Source organism: Paraburkholderia sp. XV (assembly GCF_020177535.1).
GTDB classification, from domain to species: domain Bacteria; phylum Pseudomonadota; class Gammaproteobacteria; order Burkholderiales; family Burkholderiaceae; genus Paraburkholderia; species Paraburkholderia caribensis.
The window spans coordinates 12,268-33,354 of record NZ_JAGUUD010000082.1; the positions used below are offsets into that span (position 1 = coordinate 12,268).

Here is a 21,087-nt window from a genome sequence, read left to right on the forward strand (position 1 = left end):
AACGGCAAAGGACGAAGATGACACGCTTGAACTGGAGCGAGATCGCCCCGGACGGCGCAAAAGCGCTTTTCGGTGTCCATCACTATGTGACCAAAAGCACCAACCTGCCCGAGGAACTCATTCATCTCGTGTTCCTCCGTGTTTCACAGATTAACGGATGTGCCCATTGCATCGATATGCACAGTCGCGATCTTAGAAAGACCATGTCCATCGACAAGGTGACGCTGGTGCCCGTGTGGGACGAAGTCCCGCACCTGTTCTCCGCTCAGGAGCGCGCCGCCTTGGCTTGGGCCGAAGAGGTGACTCTCGTCAGCGAAACGCATGCTTCAGATGAAGCCTATGCGGCGGCCTCGGCGGCGTTCTCGCCAAAGGAACTTGTCGACCTCACGATAACGATTGCTGCGATGAACGCCTTCAACCGTCTCGGCGCCCCATTCCGACTCCCGGTCGCCGCCAAGACGTGAGTTCACAGAGGCATCGGACGCCGACGCGTCCGACTAAATCCGCGCTGTGTCGTCAAGCCAACGGATACGGTTAATTGCCGCAGCGGCTACTGAAAATACATCAACCAGTTGCGACCTCATGTAGAAGGGCGAGGCGGATACCGGAGCTCGTGTGCACCTCGCGTTGCCAGGCTAAGGCTCGGTCCATAGCGTCCGAGTCAATCGAATCTGACCGGCGGTCATCCGGTCATCCGCCAGGAAATGGTCACTCTCCTTGCGTCTTGTGCGGCCGCCTCTGGCCGCGTGGAGGCAATGCCACCTGCGATCTGCTCACCGAAGAACGGCCATTGAGCGAGGGCGGACGAGGCCTTGGTCAGCCAAACTGGACGACGACCTCGACCGGCCGCTCATGGCCGAACCCGGGCCGACGGCGAGCGCACCAAATCGACCCTTCCGCGCGGCTCGATATTCAGCCTTAGGATGTCTCTTCTTTGATTGGAGCGGGCACTCGACTGGCCACACACGGGTAGTGGGCGACTGACACGAAGCCGGGCCTGCGCCGACGACCGGTCGCGACGACCCGCGTTAGCTCAGCTACACATTCAAAGTGCGTGAGCGAGCCACAGCGCCAGGCACATGCTCACAAGCACTCGCTTGGCCCAGCGTTGTTGCCAATGCGAAGAACCCTTACGATGGTGCTCGCTTCCTGTTGGATGCCGGGAGTCACTCAGCCGTCTTCAGTTACGATAATCGAGCGAAGCTCAATATTTCCTGATTGAGGCGATCCTTATGCGTATAGTAGAGAGCATGATAGGCGCCTTCGTAGATAATAAATTTTGCGCCCGGAATTAGCGAGGCGGACCGCTTGCCTGAAAGTTCGATTGGCACAACGGGGTCTGCGCCGCCGTGAATGACCAGAGTTGGGATGTCGAACTTTGCCAGGTCGGGACGCAGGTCGGTTTCCGAAAAGGATGCTATGCAGTCATGGGTCGCCTTTATGCTCGCCTTAATTGCCATATCGAATGTCCAGTCGAGCATCGCCTGCGTGACCGCGGGCGGGTCACGATCAGCCCCAGTAAAAGCGCGGCCAAAATTAACCAGAAATTCGGCGCGATCTTTAAGTATACCGGTCCGCAGCCCATCGAAGACGTCTCGGGGCACCCCTTCCGGGTTATCGGCCCGTGCCACTAGCAAAGGGGTGGTCGCACTAAGCAGAACGACCTTGGCGATACGCTTCGATCCACGAGTACCGATGTATCTTGCAACTTCTCCACCGCCCATTGAGTAGCCGACCAGGATGGCGTCGGTGAGGTCGAGCTGCTTGATCAACTCGTCCAGATCACTGGTAAGAGTATCGTAGTCGTAGCCCGACCACGGCTGGCCAGAACGTCCGAAACCTCGACGATCATAGGCGATCACTCGGAATCCATTGCTGGCGAGAAAAAGCGCCTGGTATTCCCACATGTCGGCGCTCACAAGCCACCCGCCGACCAGAATGATTGGCTGACCGGCACCCCAGTCGCTGAAAAAAATCTCCGTACCGTCGGGCGTAGTGATCCGGCTCATCTGCGGGTTCCTTGTGATGATAGATGGACATTGTCACGATGTCGCTGCTGTCGGCGCATCGCTCGAGGAGGAGCATCGCGCTACGCTTCAAGCAACTGCGCCAATGATAGTTTTGGTAGCGATTTAAGACTCTGAAATGTTCTTAACAGACCTAGCGCAAGCTGCGTAAAATAAGGACAGCGCGCCCCACGGGGTCAGGGCGCAGGATGACGCTTGCTATCGGGACCTTAAGGTAGCGTGCCCACGCTGCGAGCGAGCCAGGCGTTAGCTGCCTATTCCTCCTCGGGATCGCTTCGCCACACATCTTCCGAAGGGTTGCCGTGCCGGGCGTTTGCGTCAGGTAACGGCTGACGCCCTGCTGCACGCATTGTCGCAATAACCCCTTTCGAGCAAACTGGGTGTTAGTCCACGCGCAGTGCTGCGACGAGGCGCCACGTCGGCGACTGTCAGTTTCGCGGCGCGGATCGGACGTTTGACTGTCCTTCCGCGCCATGGAGTCAACGACCGATCATGGCCGAGGTTGTGTAAAAACTCAGATGATCATCTAGACTGAATCAACCTGCTGGATCGAGAGGCGCAGATGGGGCGATTTGTCGAAGGTGCGGAACGCAGTCAGACGACACTCCTGCCGGAATGTCTCGATGACTTTATCGCTGAAGATAATCCTGTGCGGATTGTCGACGCATTCGTCGAAGAACTCGAACTGGCGTCCCTCGGATTCGAAGGCACTACGCCGGCAAGCACCGGGCGACCTTCTTACCACCCAGCCGTACTGCTCAAGATCTATATCTACGGCTATCTCAATCGCGTGCAGTCTAGCCGACGCCTGGAGCGGGAATGCCAGCGCAATGTCGAATTGATGTGGCTGACCGGCCGGCTTGCGCCCGACTTCAAGACGATTGCCGAGTTCAGGCGGAGCAATGGCGAAGGCATTCGCAACGTGTGCCGTCGCTTCGTGATGATATGCCGTGACCTGAAGCTGTTCACACAAGCGGTCGTAGCCATCGACGGTAGCAAGTTCAAGGCGGTCAACAGCCGCGACAACAACTTCACGCCCAACAAGATTGCACGGCGTCAGGAGCAGATCGAGCAAAGCATTCAGCGTTATCTGGACGCGCTGGAGACCGCCGATCGCACTCAGCCGGCCGTGGTAGAAGCGAAGACTGAACGCTTACGGGAGAAGATCGAGACGCTGCGTGAACAGATGCGCGATCTGAAACGCGCAGCGGAACTCCTGAGCGATCTGCCGGAAAAGCAGATCTCACTGACCGACCCGGACTCACGCTCGATGATCTCCCAAGCCAAGGGTACGGGCGTGGTTGGCTATAACGTTCAGGTCGCCGTCGACGCCCGGCACCATCTCATCGTTACCCACGAAGTCACGAACGTCGGCAACGACCGGACGCAGTTGAGTCCGATGGCCAAAGCGGCGCGCGACGCGATGGGGAAGAAGAAAATCAAGGCACTGGCAGACCGTGGATATTTCAGCGCACCGGAGATCAAGGCGTGCGACGACGCGGGTATCGCGGCACTGGTACCTAAGACGCAAACATCTGGTGCAAAGGCCGACGGCCGCTTCGATCGGGCCGACTTCATCTATATCGCCAAAGACGACCAGTATCTATGTCCGGCGGGCCAGCGTGCGATTTACAGGTACACCTCGTTTGAAAGGGCGAATCTGCTGAAATTGCGGACCTACTGGAGCAGTGCCTGCCCACACTGTCCACTCAGAAAGCAGTGCACGCCGGCGCCGTATCGACGCATTCGCCGATGGGAACACGAAGCGGTACTCGACAGAATGCAACGCAGACTGGATCGTCAGCTTGATGCGATGACAATACGGCGACGGACGGTCGAGCACGTGTTCGGCACGCTGAAGCACTGGATGGGCTCAACCCATTTCCAGATGCGCAGGCGTGGGAACGTCTCAACTGAAATGAGCTTGCATGTGCTGGCGTACAACCTCAAACGCGTGATGAAGATCCTCGGATTTGCGAAGACACTACGAGCGATGAAGCTGGCAGGCGCGTAATCTCACGCCTGCCCATGCTCGCCGGCGCATCTCAATCTGGTCAGCCTTCAGAAATCGTCAACTGCGAAGACGCGGCGGCCCCACAGTTGTCCTACCCGCCTGTCGGCCCATACGTTTTTACACAACCTCGGCCGCATACGGTCCGACGGTGAGCCGACCACGAATGCTGCCGTCGGTCCGACTGCATCCGACGGAAGTCGACCCTCTCCGGTCAGACGGCCGTCTCCAAAGCGGTCAGTCAGCCAAATCCAGGTTTCGCGAAGGGGAGTGCCGATAAGCGGCCGTTGGTGACCTCACCCGATCGGCCATGAACTGCCGTTCCAGGTCGTCGTCCAGTTTCTATGCGCGAGGTCTCCTAGGCCCTTGCTCAACGACCGCTTTGCGGCGAGCAAATCTCGGGTGACACTGCCTCGATCCGGCCAGGAGGAGACGTTCGACGGCGGCACCGAAATCGTCGACAATCCGGCAATTGACCAAAAGGCGGGGGGATATATGTTCGGACTCGGGGACGTTTTTGGCAGCAAGCGGCGAAAGGCGGCGATCGATGAAAAGCGCTTGGCCTTCTACATGGGGTATGCATTCAGCCACGCGATTCATGTGCAGCATCGTCTCGCGCCCGGCGAGTTGACCGTCCCGTACGTCGTCTACTGGGATAACGAAACTCCCACACCAGTTCCGTATCCCGCAGCAACACAACACGAAGCAGTTGCACACGCCCAGTCAGCCCGAGATCAAGCTACCCCCGGCTCGGGATGGTCGTCTGGACGAGAGGGAGTCGTCACTCAGAGTAACGGCGCAAAGATGGATGTTCTCGTGATCGAGGGATGGGTGCCAGGACTTGACGTACCGCTCGAAGTGTTCGTGTACTACAGAACGGAGCCGTTCAGACTGATCCAAGGATTCTTGTGGAAAACCCATGCACAGGCGCGCAAAGATGGCCCGTCATTCATGGCGGAATTCAAGCGCGGTATTCTGGCACAACCGTTTGGCCAACAATGCGTGGAATGCATTGACAACGCGGAGCGCGTCCAGTTCGTGAGTTGATAGTCGAACATACCGCTGTGTGACGCACGGAGCCCGAATGGCGCATAGACCCAGTCCAACGGCCAGTTTCGGTCAGTCGAACCTGAGCTTCGAAACGTTGACAGTTCGAGATACAGAAGCCGGTCGAAAGTGTCTCCTGGTGGATGCCTCCTGCTTAAAATCCCGGCGCTGGCCGCCAATGAACAAATGGTGGGTACGGTGCGCCGTTGAGGAAGGCCAGAAATACCTCCACAACCTGGTCAGCCATGAACCATTCATCTGAGCGCATCGGAATGTTGCCCGCCCGGAAGACTAGGATGGTGCCGTCTGGGCGTACAGGTGACGGTTTGTCGTGGAATGCTCTCCACCGTTGCGCACCGAACTGGAAACGCTCAATCATGCAACTTACGCCGCCGCCCGCTACCTGCACATAGCTACCACTAGCATCAGTCAAAGACGCATAAGATGACTTGCCATAGCTGCGCAGCGATTTCAGTGCGTGAGTGATCTGTCGTGGAGTTGGCGCGATGATTTCCGCTTTCCCTTCGATGTTGAATTTCATTTGCTGAAAATGCTCCGATTCATTCAACCGGATGAATCCTACCAGCACCAAGCCTCAAGCTGAATGACCGCTAACGGCAAACCTGACTGACCGCTCCGGGTGGTCGCTTTATGCCTTTTGCTTGGGGCGGCGCCCGAGGCGATCGCCGCGCCCGGTCGTGGGGCACCGGTCGGCCAATTTGAGACATCCAACATACCCCCGCAGAATCGGCGACAATCACGACGAGCTAAGCATATTCCGCGCGATCATGTCCAATGACCAAAGAAAAGTTTGCGAGCGATTCGGTGCAAAATACACGCCGCCCGAGGTGAGCGAGAAGGTGGGAATCTCGCTTGCGTCTCTTGAGAACGTGCCGCTTCACGCGGTTCGACTATCGCCGGAAAACGGTACGTGCGGTTGGTATATTTATGGTGGCGAGTACTCAACGGACGCTGACTTCTATCAGCCGCTTCATGTCGCTCATTTGGTCGAGCGCTGTCCGAAGATCGTCCCTTACTTGGCACTGCCGCCGGGATGGCGTGTATTGCTCGCACCGGACTATGAGGATGTCTGGTTCGATGGTGAACTGCTGAAGGGCGTCGCTGATAGCCTGTAATGACCACGTCCGGCCGTTCGACGGTTCATAGCGAAAGGTCATCTCGCTGAGTGGTCCGCCCGCTCTGCGCCGTCAGATATGACTTGCGACGCCTACCGGTTGTGCCATGTGGTTCCCCATGGCTCAAGTTTCTGTCGCAATGGCCGTTAGGCACAAGGTATCGATTTGTGCGGAAGTCGTGTCTGGAAGACGCGCAAGAGAGCGAATGGCGATAGGTAAAGGTAATCTAATGAATGGCCTTCTGATAAGGTGCGCCCTAATCGCTGTGGTAACTGCGAGTCTGTGTTCTCGCGGGGCACAAGCCGCCGAAGAAAGTATCAGCGCTGAACAAGCAGTGCGTCTTGTTCTGACTCAAGTTGCTAACACAGCGGAGAGCGCGAATTGCGACCAGATCTTTATAAATGCGGGGATTGCAGACATCACGGCAACGATTCAAAGACGCGACTATCTCGAAGCATTCGATAAAGTTGACCGTCACGCCGCCCTGCTAGCGACATGCGGGCCACAAAGAGGATGGAAGCTGAGTTCGACCGCAGAATTTGTTGCGACCCAATTGGTTGCCGCCGTTCAATTGCAGTCAAAGCTGCCTGAGCAACAGCGAAACCTATACGTTATTCGGCGGAACGAACAGTGGGCAGCAGTTTTGATTCGGTACGCCCGGCAGTATCCTGCTAGCCGGGGCGAGGCGGAAGAGGACAGTCGAATCCTCGAACAGAGTCTTATGCAGATGTCACTTTCGGAGCAGCTTCCCTAATATTCTTACCCGTGTTGTCGCCTGGAAATCCGGCATGCGTTTCGTCAACAATTTGGCCAAGCGGCACCTTTCTGAACGGCCGCTTTGGATGCGGGCGACCGTCCATTGTGGGTCGCAAGCACGCGTTGACGACCGGCCGTTTTCGGGAGCGGAGCATGAGTGGCCGCTTTGCGGCGATGACCTCGAAGCGCCGACGGACTCAGCCCGACCCACTCCGGTCAGACAACTTTCTTCAAACCGGTCAGTCGGCCAAATCCAGATTTGGCTGACTGGAGTGCCACTAAGCAGCCGTTGGCGACCTCACCCAACCGGCCAGTTTGAGACGTTCGACTTGCGCGCTTAAATCGTCGACAATTGCGGAGCTAAGCACCAAGCTGCGCTGAGCCCGCGATGGCGAGCGGTGTATGGCACACGCCCAGAGTGATTGTTCAGGCCCCATGCGCACCATACCTCCGCTACCGTCCCTTATGTCTCTGCGTGCATTTGAAGCGACCGCGAGGCTCCTGAGCTTCAATCAGGCGGCGAAAGAGTTATTCGTAACGCAAAGTGCCATCAGCCATCAGATTCAGAAGCTGGAAACGGATCTGGGCGTAGCATTATTCGAACGACGCGCGCGCGCCGTGGTGCTGACCGTGGCTGGGCACGCCTATTATGCGAAGGTTCACGCGGCATTCGAACTACTGCGGCAAGGTACCCGGGAGATTCGTGCGCCAATGAACAAACTGACGACATTGACCGTCGGGCTATTGGCTTCTTTCGCGACGCGTTGGCTGGCTCCGCGCTTGGAGCAGTTCCACGCAGCACATCCTCACATAGCCCTGCAACTGCAACCGGAAATCGCGCTCGCCGACTCGTCCGGCGGCGAGGTGGACGTGGCAATCCGTTATGGTCGCGGTGGATGGCCCGATGTCCGCGCGCAACAACTCATGCCCGAGCGTCTGTCGGTGGTCTGTGCGCCCGCCCTGCTTACCGGTCCGAACCGACCACGCGAGCCGCAAGATCTTTTGCATTACCCCATTCTGGCTTCACATTCCAGGCAGCCATTCGAATGGGACGCGTGGGCGCATCGCTTCGGCGTGAATTTGCGCAATGCTCGGACCGTGCAGCTGCACGACTACAACATCGTCGTGGAAGCCGCATTGGCTGGACAGGGTATTGCCATGGGGCGCTACAACCTGATTAGGCCACAGTTAGCGAGCGGGGGGTTGGTTCAGGTGCTACCCGATGCGGTACTGGACGAGCCCCGAATTGGTTGGTGGCTCGTTACGCGGAGGGCTGGAATGAGCGAGGCGGCCTCGGCGTTCTGTGCCTGGCTCACGGAAGCCGCCCGCGAGGGTGTGCTTACTTAACGTATTAGTTTCGTTCACGTATAGCGCGTGAAAATTCATTGGTCACGTGATGGCTGGGTCAATAGGATGAGGGCTTCCTCGATCTTGAACAGATTCGTACCATGACCATAGCGATTTCCGCTCGCGTTGCCGAACTTGGACTCACGCTCGAGTCCGCCGCCGCTCCTGCTGCAAACTACGTGTCGTTTGTGCAGGACGGCAGACTCCTCCATATTTCCGGCCAGATATCGCGCAAGGGTGGGCAGCCGGCCTACCTCGGGCGCCTCGGCGACAACCTCACGGAGGAAGAAGGAATCGAGGCTGCGCGACTGTCGGCGCTGGGCATTCTTTCGCAGATCGCGGCGGCCACAGGGGATCGGCGAGACCGTGTAGCTCGTGTCCTTCGCTTGGGTGTGTTCGTCGCCAGTACGCCTGATTTCAACCGCCAGAGCGCTGTCGCCAACGGGGCGTCGGACCTCATGGTTCAGGTATTCGGCGATGCCGGCCGCCATGCGCGCAGTGCCGTCGGCCTCGCGTCGTTGCCCTCCGGTGCGGCCGTTGAAGTGGAAGCCGTCATCTCGCTTACACAAGCGTGAATCCAGCTCGCGTCATTGGAACAACCATGTCGTCATCTCTCTCGCTTGCCGCCGTGGACGCGCTGCGCGCCAGCACGCCGGGCGCAAAAAGCACCACACATTTCAATCATGCTGGTGCCTCGCTGCCGTCTTCGGCCACGCTGGAGGCAATCCATACGCAACTATGGCGCGAAGCCACGATCGGGCCAATGGAGGCCGGCGTAGCAGGACGAGAACAGACCGAACGCGCGCGGATACTCGCCGCACAACTGCTGAACGCCAAGGCAGTCGAGATCGCCTTGACCACCGGCAATTCGCCCGGCTGGGGCGCCGCATTTGCCGCATTGGGCCCCTGGCGATCAGGCGAGCGCATCTTGGTCGGGCGTCACGAATGGGGCGGCAATCTGGCTGCCATGCGCCTGGCGGCGCAGAGCTCGGGTGCAGCGATAGAAGAGATTCCGTCCGACTCTTGCGGCACCGTGGATCCCCACGCGCTGGAGGCGATGCTCGACGATCGGGTACGCCTGATTGCGCTAACCTGGTTGCCGGCGAACGGCGGGCTTATCAATCCGGCCGCGGCGATCGGGCGGGTCGCGCGCCGTCACGGCATCCCATACTTCATCGACGCCGCGCAGGCAGTGGGGCAACTTCCTATCGATGTAGTCGAGGTGGGCTGCGATGTTCTGAGCGGTGCGGGTCGTAAGGCACTGCGTGGTCCAAGAGGCACGGGCCTGTTGTATGTCAGGCAGGATTTTCTACCCCGCTTGACGCCCGCATTCGTTGACACGCGCTCTGCGCCGCTGGATGCGAACGGCGAACCCGTCTTGCGAGACGACGCTGTGCGGTTCGAATCGTCGGAAGCGTCGCTGGCGCTGCACTGCGGACTCGCCAATGCGTTGCAGGAAGCCCTGGAGATCGGGGTCGACACTATCCGCGCGCGGATCGACGGCATCGCACAGACGTTGCGTATGCAACTGGCCGACATTCCGGGTGTGATGGTGCTCGATCAAGGCGTTGAACGATCCGGCCTGGTGGCATTCAACCTGACGGGGTTGGACGCCGTATCAGTGCAGCGCAGTCTTGCGGCTCAAGGTATTACGATCGGTAGCAATGGCGTCGGCTATACGCCGCTGGATATGGAATTCAGAGGACTTAAGCAAATCGCGCGCGCGTCGGTCAGCTACTTGACCACTGAGTCGGAGATCGGAAAATTACTGGATGGAATACGAGTATTGGCGCACCAGCGATCAAGCGGCGCCTGAGCGCGCAGAGGGTGTCAGTGTAGCCTGCTGATTTGAACGGCCGTTTTCGGTGAATCTGAAGGACCGTATAAGGTCGGCCTGAGTCCATCCGTGCTTCGAACTCAACGCCGCAAAACGGTCATTGGTATTTCGCTCCCCTATATCGGCCGGTCGTCAACGCACACTTCCGACCCTCTCCGGTCAGACGGCCGTCTCCAAAGCGGTCAGTCAGCCAAATCCGGGTTTCGCGAAGCGGAGTGCCGATAAGCGGCCGTTGGTGACCTCACCCGATCGGCCAAGTTCCGGACACTCGACACCGCCGGGTACATTGTTCACAATCCGAAGGACGCACCCACCGCTGAGTCGCCGGGAGGCAGGCTCACTTCGCAGAGAATGCAGAATGTCACTCCAGTTGACGGACCGATTGCGGGAAAACCTCGAATGGCTCGCTTTGAATTGGGAAGCAAAACAGCTTCAACATATTTCCACTTTCAATAGCGAATTCCACGCCGCTCTGCGTTCAGTGCTTGCCGGTAACGTGAGCCCCCCTGAGCTTGAGCTTTTGATCGACGGAACCCGAGGCAAAGTGGCCGACGGCTATGCCCATCTGCTTGTTGTCGATCCGGAACGCGTCGCGGAGGAGCCATTCATTGCTCTTCGCATTCTTGGTGACATCTCGACAGACCTCGCTCGTGCTATCCGCGCTTGAGCTTATTACAAACGCGGAGGCTTCCGATGATTGAACAGTACGGACTCAGGCTCATGTTCGAATGGGGCGGTGGTTGTATTTGGGCGGGAGACGGCACAACTCGCAGCACCTACGGAGTTGGTCCGATTGAGGACTCGCTGCCGCTAGCTGACGAGACGCGCAGAAAGCTTGCGGAAATGACTGCGTGGCATGACCTATCGCTTAACTGGGAATACCCCCCAGACCCGGGACCATGGGACGCGGATGAGTACGAGCGATTTGAAGCTTCGGCGGAAGCGATGCGTGACCATCTTCAACAGGAGCTCGGCGACCGCTTCGCTATCGTTTACGAGAGATTGGGTGTTTATGAAGGACGCGCCGAGAATCTGTAGCCCGGAGCACCTGAAAGTGGAAGGTGCGCCTCTCCGCGAATGGCCGCTTCGGAGAAGTACCACTGTCCCTTGTGGGTCGTGCCCAGTCCACAGCGATGCCCGCAAGATCCGGGAACTCATGCTTTTTGAATAAAGCAAAGTTCGGTCAACCGGACCTTGATCCGGCGCTGCCGAATCAGCGACAATCCAGGCCCGCATCCGTTTATCAGATGGAGCCTCATGAGTGTCATTCAGATACGCCGCGTGATCCGCGCCGACGCCGCCGAGTTGATCGCCGCGAACCTGGCAAGTCAGGACTACCATTTGCCTTGGGTCACATCATTCACCGATCAAACGGGATTCGATAACTGGTTTGCGCGGGGACTCACCGGACCGAACGTCGGTCTCGTTGCGCGTGACGTAGCAACGAACCGAATCGTCGGCGTAGTAAATATTAACGAGATAGTCGCAGGCGCTTTCCAGAGTGCATATCTCGGGTATTACGGGATGGTGAACTTCGCCCGGTCCGGGTTCATGACTGAGGCACTGCGGGCGGCTGTTGGCTATGCCTTCAGCGAACTTGGCTTGCATCGGCTGGAGGCAAACATTCAACCAGGAAATGCAGCATCAATTGCACTTGTGCGTCGGTTGGGTTTTAGACAGGAAGGCCTTTCGCCAAGTTATCTCCGCATAAATGGCGAATGGCGAGACCACGAGCGATGGGCGTTGCTGGCCGATATGGCGGGTTAAACACAGCCGCCACTCAAAAAAGATGTGCTCACGCAGAAATTGTTTTTGTGTCAACATTGACAGCATGGAACTTCATAACGTCCCGAGCAATGCTCACCATCATCATCACGGTCGCTATCCGTTGCGCCGCGGTTCGTTACGTCCATAGCAAGGAATTCGACCTCACGGTCCATTCCATGTGCAAACGACCAAGGCGCTTAAGGCGCCTTTTTTTATCGCTCCACCATCAAGAGCTGAAGATGACCGACTCGATAAGCTATCGCCGCGCAACTATCGACGACATTTTTAAAATCTGCGAGCTGGGTCAAATCTTGAACGCGATTCACCACTTGGCACGCCCCGATATCTATGCCGATGCTACAACTGTGATGGCTCGGGACAAGCCGCACTGGATCTCCAGCGTTCAGGAAGAAGATCGAGCTACGTTTCTTGCCGAGCTTGGCAGCAAGGCGATCGGCTTTATCACCGTTCAGGTGGTGCAGCCGATAAGCCCGTTATTGCAGCAGATGGCCGTTGGCCGCATCGGCTCAGTCGCTGTTTCCGAACAACTGCGGGGACGCGGAATCGGCAGCACACTGATGAAACTCGCAGAAGAGTGGGCGCGGAAACGCGGTGCTACCGACGTCAGGCTGGCCGTTTGGGCCTTTAACGAACAGGCGGTCGACTTGTACCGGGAGCTTGGCTACGAAATCCGTGCATTCGAGATGGGAAAGCGAATTCAGGCTCCTGCGGATTTGGCCGCCGATGGACAGGATGAGGCCCGTGCATGAGCACTATTTGAGTTGAACGCGACATCGATGCGACATAGTAGGTCCATACGCGGGATCAACGAGCCAAGCCGTTGTCTGGTCGGCGACCGTCCGCTATCGAGAGAGTTGACGGTCGCTTCAGGGTCGGGCTGAGTCCGTCGGCGCTTCGAGGTCATCGCCGCAAAGCGGCCACTCATGCTCCGCTCCCGAAAACGGCCGGTCGTCAACGCGTGCTTGCGACCCTGAGCGGACTCTGGCACATACCGGAAGCGGCCATTGATACTCTCGTGGTCCGCGAGTGATGGAGACCATTTGTGGAGGGAGGTATCAAGCATACCGGTAGAAAAGTTTGCCTTGTTAGACGGCGCCGACGTTGAAACAATGCCTGTGCTTCACCGGTCTCAATCACGGTCACGGAAGCGAAGAAACCGACGCGAGCAATCTAACGAAGGAGACGGGTAATGCGTATATCGTTTTTGCACACGGTCGATGGGAACAAACGCGTGTTTGACGACGCGGCCAAAACGCTTGGCTTGCGGGTCGACAACCTTCTCCATGAAGTCCGGTCCGATCTTCGTGAGGCTGTCCAAGATGCGGGGACGTTTTCGGCCGCCTTGAAGGGGGAGACAAACCGTTGTCTTCTGGCTTTGGCGGCCCACGCGGATGCCGTGATCCTGACTTGCGCTACGCTTGGGCCGGCTGTCGAAGAACTTGAAAGCACGCAAGTTCCCATTGTGAGAGCAGATGTCGCGTTGGCCGCGGCGGCTGGCAAAGTTGGGGGCAAAATCACTGTGTTGTGTGCGGTCGAGGCTGCCGTCGAGCCGACCAGAAAACTTTTCGAACGGCACGCGAGCGACACCGTTACGTCAGTGGACGTCATCCATATTGCGCGGGTGTGGGCGCTTTTCAAAAGTGACAACATCGACGAATGCTTCGCTGCCATCGCGGCATCGGCTAATGAAGCATATGAAGCAGGCGCAACCGTTGTTGCATACGCTCATCCTTGGATGGCGCCGGCGGTGAACCTCGCGCGCAACGGAAGCCAGCCGCTTGATAGCGTCCATGCCGCGTTGCGCACCGTGATGCAGCGAATCGGCGGACCCTCTCTCGGCATCTGACACTCGACCGTGGTGCCAGATTGCCGACGATCTTCATCCCAACGTCGAACGTCTGAAACTGGCCGCACGCCGCCCGACAACACCGCTTCGACACCCGACGTAACGCGGGCGATGGGTGTCGACCCTGCCTTTCGCTACTTCCCAAAGCAACCAGTCAACTCATCCGAAAGCGCGCTGGATCTCGTTGATCAAGCTGGCAAGCTCCGGATTGTCGCCCCACATATCAAATTCTCGTGTTGCGATCAGCCCCATCGTTAGCGGTCCCTGTTTGTGCCCGGATGGCTGCCCGGTCAGCTGAGCGCGGCACCACGTCAGTTGACGATGGATGCTTTCAATGTTCGCCGATGCGCCGCTAGAGTTGAGTTCGATGCCTGTTAGCGCCTGATCGATCTTGCTTAGTAGGTGTGTTGTGTTCATCGCCGATCGTCAATCCCAGCGCTACTCGACACGCTTGCCGTACCGTCCACGACGAGGGGAAAGCTGTGGAGCGCACACCACGACTTTAGCTGTGTGTGAATCGAGTCCCAGTACGGTCGCGCCCATTCAGGCGCAGAGGCTTGCCACGCCGCTTCGGTTGGCAGATAGATAGATGGGACACCCATCGGCATCTCGAGAATCAACCCGCCAATCGAACTTGAGCAGACTAGCTCTTCTTTCCACCGCGTCCGGAATGTCCAATCCATATATCGTCGACGCCCAGTTTCCGATGATGAATCTTGATTGTCGACGATGCGGGGGCGCGCGTCGACTGACCGCTCATGGCCGAGTCCGGCTGAATCAGTTACGCCGCGCGTTGATCAAGTCACCCTCTCAGAACGTTCGCCACGCCTCATTGCCACAGAATACATACGGCTGCTCTGTAGCGACCGCGTCCATGACTACCGGCCATTCGATGCGCGGGTGGTATATATAGCTTGGCAAGACGAAATACTGTCTAAGCCTAACGTCGACAACTGTCGTCAATCGTTCGAATCTCTGCTCCATCCAACTGAACGCTATAAAGTTCGAGCACGCGGACATCGAGAATATGCAACCCCACGCAAAGCCTGGCAATCGTCGATCGCCGAGACTGAGCATATGATACGAATCTCCATGTGGTGGCTCCCCTTCATACTGCAGGACGATTTCATAACTACGATCCGGAGGGATCAAAACATAGTCTCCCATCCCGGCCCAGTGGCTCAGTTCGTCCTGCGTAAATTGAATCGGGCGCGGTGCCATATAGGTTGCTCAACACTATCGACAGGTCGTTTAGAAATTGTCGACGATTCTAATCCCAACCTCGAATGACCGGTTGTGGCCGCATCGAGGCAGTGCAACCGGCAATCCGCTCGCCGGAAAGCGGCCATTGAGCGGGAGCAGACTGAACCTCGACTATGCAAGATGGATGGCTACCTCGACCGGCCGGTCATGGCCGCATGCGGTCCGACGGTGAGCCGACCACAGATGCTGCTGTCGGCCCGACTGCATCCGACAGAAGTCCCCACTTCGGTCAATCAAATTTCTTCAAAGCGGTCATTCACTTGCGGTGGTGTGAGATGAGCTTACCGTCCGAGCGAGAACGAGCCGAAGCCGCGACTGTCAACGACTACACCAATCGCAGACTCCACAGGACGTCCAGTACGTGTTGGGTGGAGCGTTCAACATACCCCGCACGATGTGCGATTCCGAGCCTACGCCATAACGCCGGGCGCAGCGGACGCATGACGATGCGCTTGTCCGGCAATGGCGTGGTGGCCTCGTGGGGCAGCAGCGCCGCGCCGTAACCCGCCGCGACCAGACTCTTGATCGCGTCGTTGTAGTTGAGTTGAATGCGTGGTGCGGGATGGTGTCCGCCGGCCGCGAACCACTCCGCAGTCTGACGCGAGAGGCGCGTGGTCGCGTCATTGAGAATCAGAGGCTGGGCGGCTAGCCATTCCGGCGTGACGCGGGCCGGGCTTTTCCAATGCGCCGGCACGAACGCCATCACGGGGTCGCGGCGCCAGGGCTTTATCACCAGTCCGGCCACCGCCGGCTGAGGCAGTGCAACCAGCCCGATGTCCACCGTTCCGTCCGTCAATCGGGACAGCGTTTCCTGCGAAGTGAGGACCGCAATCTGAATGTCGATTGCGGGATGCTGCTGGCGCAGCACCTCGAGCGCCTGCGGCAGCAGGTGCGCGATCGCTCCAGTAGACGCACCGAGCCGGGCGCGGCCTTCGAGGCCCTCCACCTGTCGTTGAATATCGTCCAGCGCCCGCCCCGCATCGGCCAGCAGTCGACGTCCACGCTCGACCAGTAGCTCTCCGATCGCCGACGGCCTTATCTGTCCGCGTTTTCGCGACAATAGGGGTGCCCCAATGCGGTGTTCCAGTTCAGCAATGTGGAGACTGACGGTGGGTGGCGCAAGGTGCAATGCGCGCGCCGCTTCGGCGAACGAGCCATGGTCGGCAATGGCGACCAGCGTGCGCAGACGGTCCAGGCTGATTTCTCGCATTCCGGATTGGGTTCAGCGAAACTGAATGTCAAGGTTGTGAAATTCAACTTTCTCTATTCTACTGATCGATGGAAGATTGGGGCTCCTTCGACGTGTTACCGCATTTAGTCATCGGAGTTTTTCTCGCATGAGCTCCCCCCTGATTTTCATCGACGGCGACCAAGGCACTACCGGGTTGCAAATCCACGAACGGCTGCGCGGCCGGGCTGACCTCAACGTGTTCGCGCTCGCGGCGTCGGAACGCAAAGACCCACGGCGTCGTGCGCAAGCCATCAATGACTGCGACATCGCCATCCTCTGTTTGCCCGATGCCGCCGCACGCGAGGCGGTGAGCGCCATCGTCAATCCCTCCGTCAGGGTCATCGACGCAAGTTCCGCCTACCGCACACATCCGGAATGGACATATGGCTTCCCGGAAATGGCACCGGGCCAAGCCGCGCGCATCGCGAACGCGCGACGGGTCACCAATCCCGGATGCTATCCCACCGGCGCGATTGGTCTGTTGCGTCCCCTGGTGCAAGCCGGGCTGGTCCCAGCCAGCTACCCAATCAGCATTCATGCGGTTTCCGGCTACTCCGGACGCGGGCGTGCCGGCGTTGAAGCGTATGAGGGGGCGGATGCCGTCAACGCGCCGGCATTACAGGTCTATGGTCTGGAGCTCGCGCACAAGCACCCCCCGGAAATCCAGCAGCATGTTGGGCTTGCGCAGCGTCCCATCTTCGTTCCGGCGTATGGCGCGTTCCGCCAGGGTATCGTATTGACGGTGCCGCTCGCGTTGAGGCTGCTAGCCCCCGGCGCGGAGGGCGCCACGCTCCACGCATGCCTGGCCCGCCACTACGCCGGGGCGGCTCATGTACACGTGCTGCCTTTGCACGAATCGCGCGTTTTAACGCATTTGGATCCGCAACTACTGAACGGTACGAACGACATGCAATTAAGCGTATTTCCTAACTTGGAGCACGGGCACGTCCTGCTATCCGCGGTTTTCGACAATCTCGGCAAAGGCGCGTCCGGCGCCGCGGTTCAGAATCTGAACCTGATGCTCAAAAAGCAATAGTGGCCGATGGCGCGAACTAACGGTTGTTCCGCACCTATATGCCATGTGAGCAATCTGGTCGTGATCGCCGAATGTCCCATGGTGGCCGTACACGGCCCGACGCCGAACCTTAGGCGGCGCCGGTCGCCGACTCGCCTGCATTCGTCAGTAGTCGAGCCTAAGCGGTCTGTCGCGGCGCTCATAACCGGCCGTCCAACCGGTGGCTCTTCGGCAGATATCCCGCCGTCAACCTTCAGTTATGATTGCGTCAACGAGAGCTAAAAGCGACCGGATATGCCCATACCCCGCTTTGAGATTCGTTCAGTGACTGCAGACGATTATGTCGGATGGCTCCAACTCTGGGATATGTACTGTTCCTTCTATCACGTGAACCTCGACCCGCGCGTTACAGCGCAAACGTGGTGCCGGATCAACGAACCGACGGTCCCAATTCACGGCCTGCTTGCGCAAGCCATAAGCGGTGAATTGCTTGGCTTCTGTCATTACGTCTGCCATCCGAACACCTGGAGCGACCGCACAGTTTGCTACTTGGAGGACGTGTTCGTCGCGCCCGTAGCCCGGCGGTCGGGAGTCGCCACATCCTTTATCGAGAAACTGAAGTCGATTGGTGTGGACGAGAACTGGACACGAATCTATTGGATAACAAACGGTGACAATATCGCCGCTCAGTCCACGTACGACCGGGTGGCGAAACGCAGCGGCCACGTGCGCTATGAGATCTCGTTAGACGACTGATCTTTGCATAGGTTCTTTGTGCATGGAGATCGTCGTGGATCCGGAGTGCGGCGTCGAATGACTCAGTGTGGCCGATCACTGCCTGATGGGGAACGCACGACAAGCCCACTCGCGTGTTCAGACGATGCGCCGACGCGCGCAGCTTGGGGCAAGTTCTCTGCGTCGATTCGGGATGCGGGTAGTTGAACTCCGCCCGTTAGAGCCGATCTGATGAGCGCTCTATTCGTGATCAAGCCGTGGCAGGTCCGCGAGCGTTCGGTCTGCATCGGAATCAGCGACCACCATTTCGATGCCTTCGCGTCCGGCCTCGTCGACGACGCGTCGGACTTCTGGGCCAGCGACACGCTGTCCATCCAGCGGAAAGACTGTTACGACGGTGTCGCCCTTAGCCAGTGCATCCACCACTTCGATTACAGGCGATGCGTGCGGAGCGACCTCAAATTGCTCTCCGCTGACGGACACCTGCCCCCAAAGCACGTGTGTGACCCTTTGCGAATTCGCGTCCATCCGAACCGCCGTTATAGCGTGCACTGCCATCGCTTTTTCCCCGTTTGTTGGGGGAATCCTAGCATGAGCGCAACGATCAACCATTTCCGTACCTACCGATACCGCGAGCCGGCGACGCGCCCTTCGTTGACCGTGCACGGACGATGTTCCTCATGCTGAACCCGGGCGCGGTCGACACCAGTTGCGACGACCGATCATCAGGCGCTGCCGCTCGCGAACCTGGCAAGGAGGCAAGCGGCTGCATGCAACCTGAGTCGCTTCCCCATCCCGGCAGTCTTACTAATTCGGGAAAAATCCGCCGATTCTCACGATCTCAATCCTGTGTGCGCCGACCAGTATCGAGTATTGGTGGTTATGTGTTTGATTTTATTGGAAAGCGCAGCCTCACTAATTCCGCCTCGCTGCAGCAAAGGCCAAAACACCGAACGGCAAAGCCCGAATCACACTAACAAAACGCGGATGCCAACGCAGAGCCAAAAGCAAACCACCCCAGCGTCGCAGACAAAAAACATCACACCCGCAATAACCCCTTCTCCTCAATAAACGAAACCACCCGATCCAGCCCATCGAGGGCCTTCAAATTAGACATAACGAAAGGCCGCTCGCCACGCATCCTGGCGGCATCCGACGCCATCACCTCGAGATTCGCCCCGACCATCGGCGCAAGATCGGTCTTATTGATCACAAGCAAATCCGACTTCGTAATCCCTGGCCCACCCTTGCGCGGAATCTTCTCACCGCCCGCGACATCAATCACATAGATGGTCAAGTCCGACAACTCAGGACTAAACGTCGCCGCAAGATTATCCCCACCCGACTCGATAAAAACGATATCCGCATCCGGAAACCGCGTCAGCATCCGGTCGACCGCTTCGAGATTGATCGACGCATCCTCCCGTATCGCCGTATGCGGGCACCCGCCCGTCTCCACACCCATGATGCGCTCGGCAGGAAGTGCCCCCGCCACCGTCAGCAGGCGCTGGTCCTCTTTCGTGTAGATATCGTTGGTGATCGCGATGAGATCGTACTTGTCACGCATCGCCTTGCAGAGCATTTCCAGCAGCGTCGTCTTGCCAGAGCCGACAGGCCCGCCGACGCCCACGCGCAGCGGCGGCAGTTTCTTCGTGCGATGCATCGGATGAGGAGCGTTCATGTTCTGACCGTGAAAAACAAAAAAACCAATGACTATGAGCGAAAGAGCCGCGAATACTGCGACTCGTGCCGCCCCGACAAAATGCCGAGTTGCGGCGCAAACGTGTTGATGTCGTCGGCTGAGGTGGCGAGCGCCTGCCGGACGGCCGCGTCGATCGGCTCGCGCAGCGCAACGATGATCCGCTGCCCGGCAAGCTGACCGAGCGGCACGGCCTTCAACGCGGCGGCAGCCTGATTCTCCACCCAGCTGAACGCATAGGCGGCGAGGGCCGCATCCGTGGAAGCGTCGTGCGCGAACGCGGCGAACGCGAAGGCCGTCGGTTGCGCAATCGGCGTGATCGACGCAAGCGTCGCGCGGCGCTCCGCATCGCCCCATTCGAGCGATGCACACAACTGCCGCAGCGACCAGCCCATCTGCTCCGTTTCGCGCCGCAATTCCATCGACTCGCGGCTCGCGAGAAACTCACCGTTACCCTGCCTCAACGCAGCGGCATCATGCGCGCGCCAACGTTCGATCTGATGCGCGAGAAACGGCAACTCGCCCTGCGCGAGTACGTTCGAGAGGCCACTCTCGATCCACGCGCATGCCGTGTCGCCGTCCGTAACGAGCTTCGCTTCGATCGCGGCTTCGAGTCCCTGCGAATAGCTAAATGCGCCGATCGGCAAGGCCGGCGACGCGAGATGCAACAGCGCCGTCAGCTCAGCGATGCGCATGATGATGACCGTGACCATGATCGTGACCGTGACCGCACGACGAATCACAGTTACCGTGAGCGTGGTCATGATCGTGGTCATGAGCGTGTTCGTGCGCATGCCCATGTTCGTGCGAATGCGCATGCCCATGATGCTCGCCATACACCTGCTGCGCGAGCGCATAGTCCTCGGCGAAGGTCTCGTCATGCCCATGCCGATGCCCGCCGCCATACGCGCCCGTCTCGGGCTGGAACGGCATCTCGACCTGATCGACGAGTGCGCCCAGGCGCTTGAGCATATCGGCAAGCACCGGGTCGTATTCGAGCTTCAGATAATCCACACCGACTTCGACGGGCGTATGCCGGTTGCCGAGGTGATACGCGGCGCGCGTCAACGTCAGTACATCGGGTGCGCGCACATACAGCACCGACTCTGGCGCGGCGACCACGCGCACGAGGCCGCCGTCGTCGGCGACGAGTACATCGCCGTCGCGCAGCACGGTGCCGCGCGGCAGCAGCAGCGCAACTTCTTCGCCGCTATCGAGCGTCGCGGCAAGACGGCTCTTGCACCGCGCGTCGAACGCGAGCGTCAGCATCGGCGCGCGTTTGATGAGAACGGGCGCGAGCTTGATATGAGCGCCCAACAGCTTGTCGATCGTTCGCATTTGACATCCTC

General features: G+C 58.8%; 23 protein-coding genes. 15 read left to right on the forward strand and 8 right to left on the reverse strand.

Translation table 11 applies throughout. From position 1 onward, the window contains the following. The first annotated feature begins 17 nt into the window (after positions 1-17). Entirely contained in the window at positions 18-464 is a 447-nt protein-coding gene (locus KFO72_RS29665; RefSeq protein ID WP_060599925.1) for a carboxymuconolactone decarboxylase family protein, read from the forward strand. A 720-nt stretch (positions 465-1,184) separates the two neighbouring features. Here the strand turns inward: KFO72_RS29665 and KFO72_RS29670 are convergent. Then, on the reverse strand, positions 1,185-2,009 hold the full coding sequence (locus KFO72_RS29670) for an alpha/beta fold hydrolase (RefSeq protein ID WP_225033630.1): 825 nt from the start codon (positions 2,007-2,009) through the stop codon (positions 1,185-1,187). Between the two features lie 580 nt (positions 2,010-2,589). Between KFO72_RS29670 and KFO72_RS29675 the strand changes: the two genes are divergently transcribed. Together KFO72_RS29675 and KFO72_RS29680 are read left to right on the forward strand one after the other, a co-directional pair. Continuing rightward, on the forward strand, positions 2,590-4,041 hold the full coding sequence (locus KFO72_RS29675) for an IS1182 family transposase (protein ID WP_225033631.1): 1,452 nt from the start codon (positions 2,590-2,592) through the stop codon (positions 4,039-4,041). Positions 4,042-4,404: 363 nt separating this feature from the next. Continuing rightward, positions 4,405-5,085: a hypothetical protein gene (locus KFO72_RS29680; RefSeq protein ID WP_225033632.1), complete on the forward strand. Its 681-nt coding sequence runs from the start codon at positions 4,405-4,407 to the stop codon at positions 5,083-5,085. 154 nt (positions 5,086-5,239) lie between these two features. Here the strand turns inward: KFO72_RS29680 and KFO72_RS29685 are convergent, their stop codons facing one another. Further along, positions 5,240-5,653, reverse strand: a complete 414-nt coding sequence (locus KFO72_RS29685; protein ID WP_225033633.1) for a hypothetical protein — start codon at positions 5,651-5,653, stop codon at positions 5,240-5,242. Between the two features lie 220 nt (positions 5,654-5,873). On the opposite strand from KFO72_RS29685, the gene KFO72_RS29690 reads away from it, so the two are divergent. From KFO72_RS29690 to KFO72_RS29735, 10 genes are all read left to right on the forward strand, one after another. Next, the gene (locus KFO72_RS29690; RefSeq protein ID WP_225033634.1) at positions 5,874-6,221 is read left to right on the forward strand and encodes a hypothetical protein; all 348 of its coding nucleotides are present in this window, start codon (positions 5,874-5,876) and stop codon (positions 6,219-6,221) included. A gap of 229 nt (positions 6,222-6,450) precedes the next feature. After that, positions 6,451-6,975 (forward strand): hypothetical protein, encoded by a 525-nt coding sequence (locus KFO72_RS29695; RefSeq protein ID WP_225033635.1) that lies wholly within the window; start codon positions 6,451-6,453, stop codon positions 6,973-6,975. 437 nt (positions 6,976-7,412) lie between these two features. After that, positions 7,413-8,324 carry a transcriptional regulator GcvA gene (gene gcvA, locus KFO72_RS29700; RefSeq protein ID WP_225033643.1) on the forward strand — a complete coding sequence of 304 codons (912 nt, stop codon included), beginning with the start codon at positions 7,413-7,415 and terminating at the stop codon, positions 8,322-8,324. Between the two features lie 101 nt (positions 8,325-8,425). Beyond that, entirely contained in the window at positions 8,426-8,899 is a 474-nt protein-coding gene (locus tag KFO72_RS29705; RefSeq protein WP_062915643.1) for a RidA family protein, read from the forward strand. A 26-nt stretch (positions 8,900-8,925) separates the two neighbouring features. Continuing rightward, positions 8,926-10,140 carry an aminotransferase class V-fold PLP-dependent enzyme gene (locus KFO72_RS29710; RefSeq protein ID WP_062915642.1) on the forward strand — a complete coding sequence of 405 codons (1,215 nt, stop codon included), beginning with the start codon at positions 8,926-8,928 and terminating at the stop codon, positions 10,138-10,140. A 379-nt stretch (positions 10,141-10,519) separates the two neighbouring features. Beyond that, a complete protein-coding gene (locus tag KFO72_RS29715) occupies positions 10,520-10,828 on the forward strand; it encodes a hypothetical protein (RefSeq protein WP_062915652.1) in 309 nt (102 codons plus the stop codon). A gap of 26 nt (positions 10,829-10,854) precedes the next feature. Further along, positions 10,855-11,199 carry a hypothetical protein gene (locus KFO72_RS29720; protein ID WP_156516600.1) on the forward strand — a complete coding sequence of 115 codons (345 nt, stop codon included), beginning with the start codon at positions 10,855-10,857 and terminating at the stop codon, positions 11,197-11,199. A 219-nt stretch (positions 11,200-11,418) separates the two neighbouring features. Continuing rightward, positions 11,419-11,928 carry a GNAT family N-acetyltransferase gene (locus KFO72_RS29725; protein WP_062915654.1) on the forward strand — a complete coding sequence of 170 codons (510 nt, stop codon included), beginning with the start codon at positions 11,419-11,421 and terminating at the stop codon, positions 11,926-11,928. 89 nt (positions 11,929-12,017) lie between these two features. Beyond that, positions 12,018-12,698, forward strand: a complete 681-nt coding sequence (locus KFO72_RS29730) for a GNAT family N-acetyltransferase (RefSeq protein ID WP_225033636.1) — start codon at positions 12,018-12,020, stop codon at positions 12,696-12,698. A gap of 440 nt (positions 12,699-13,138) precedes the next feature. After that, a complete protein-coding gene (locus KFO72_RS29735; protein WP_225033637.1) occupies positions 13,139-13,795 on the forward strand; it encodes an arylsulfatase in 657 nt (218 codons plus the stop codon). 159 nt (positions 13,796-13,954) lie between these two features. On the opposite strand, the gene KFO72_RS29740 is transcribed toward KFO72_RS29735, so the two are convergent. Beyond that, positions 13,955-14,212 (reverse strand): hypothetical protein, encoded by a 258-nt coding sequence (locus KFO72_RS29740; RefSeq protein WP_062915656.1) that lies wholly within the window; start codon positions 14,210-14,212, stop codon positions 13,955-13,957. Positions 14,213-15,383: 1,171 nt separating this feature from the next. Beyond that, on the reverse strand, positions 15,384-16,268 hold the full coding sequence (locus KFO72_RS29745) for a LysR family transcriptional regulator (protein WP_060611177.1): 885 nt from the start codon (positions 16,266-16,268) through the stop codon (positions 15,384-15,386). Between the two features lie 127 nt (positions 16,269-16,395). Between KFO72_RS29745 and argC the strand changes: the two genes are divergently transcribed. Further along, entirely contained in the window at positions 16,396-17,325 is a 930-nt protein-coding gene (gene argC, locus KFO72_RS29750) for an N-acetyl-gamma-glutamyl-phosphate reductase (RefSeq protein WP_062915640.1), read from the forward strand. A 303-nt stretch (positions 17,326-17,628) separates the two neighbouring features. Beyond that, on the forward strand, positions 17,629-18,060 hold the full coding sequence (locus KFO72_RS29755) for a GNAT family N-acetyltransferase (protein ID WP_062915637.1): 432 nt from the start codon (positions 17,629-17,631) through the stop codon (positions 18,058-18,060). A gap of 219 nt (positions 18,061-18,279) precedes the next feature. Here KFO72_RS29755 and KFO72_RS29760 read toward each other — a convergent pair whose 3' ends face one another. From KFO72_RS29760 to ureE, 4 genes are all read right to left on the reverse strand, one after another. After that, entirely contained in the window at positions 18,280-18,567 is a 288-nt protein-coding gene (locus KFO72_RS29760) for a phosphatidylserine/phosphatidylglycerophosphate/cardiolipin synthase (protein ID WP_225033638.1), read from the reverse strand. 511 nt (positions 18,568-19,078) lie between these two features. Next, positions 19,079-19,720, reverse strand: a complete 642-nt coding sequence (ureG, locus tag KFO72_RS29765) for an urease accessory protein UreG (protein WP_054928733.1) — start codon at positions 19,718-19,720, stop codon at positions 19,079-19,081. 32 nt (positions 19,721-19,752) lie between these two features. Next, a complete protein-coding gene (locus tag KFO72_RS29770) occupies positions 19,753-20,433 on the reverse strand; it encodes an urease accessory protein UreF (protein ID WP_225033644.1) in 681 nt (226 codons plus the stop codon). Continuing rightward, complete coding sequence (gene ureE / locus KFO72_RS29775; RefSeq protein ID WP_225033639.1) at positions 20,420-21,076, reverse strand: urease accessory protein UreE; 657 nt, start codon at positions 21,074-21,076, stop codon at positions 20,420-20,422. The genes KFO72_RS29770 and ureE overlap by 14 nt, the downstream gene beginning before the upstream one ends. Positions 21,077-21,087 lie beyond the last annotated feature (11 nt).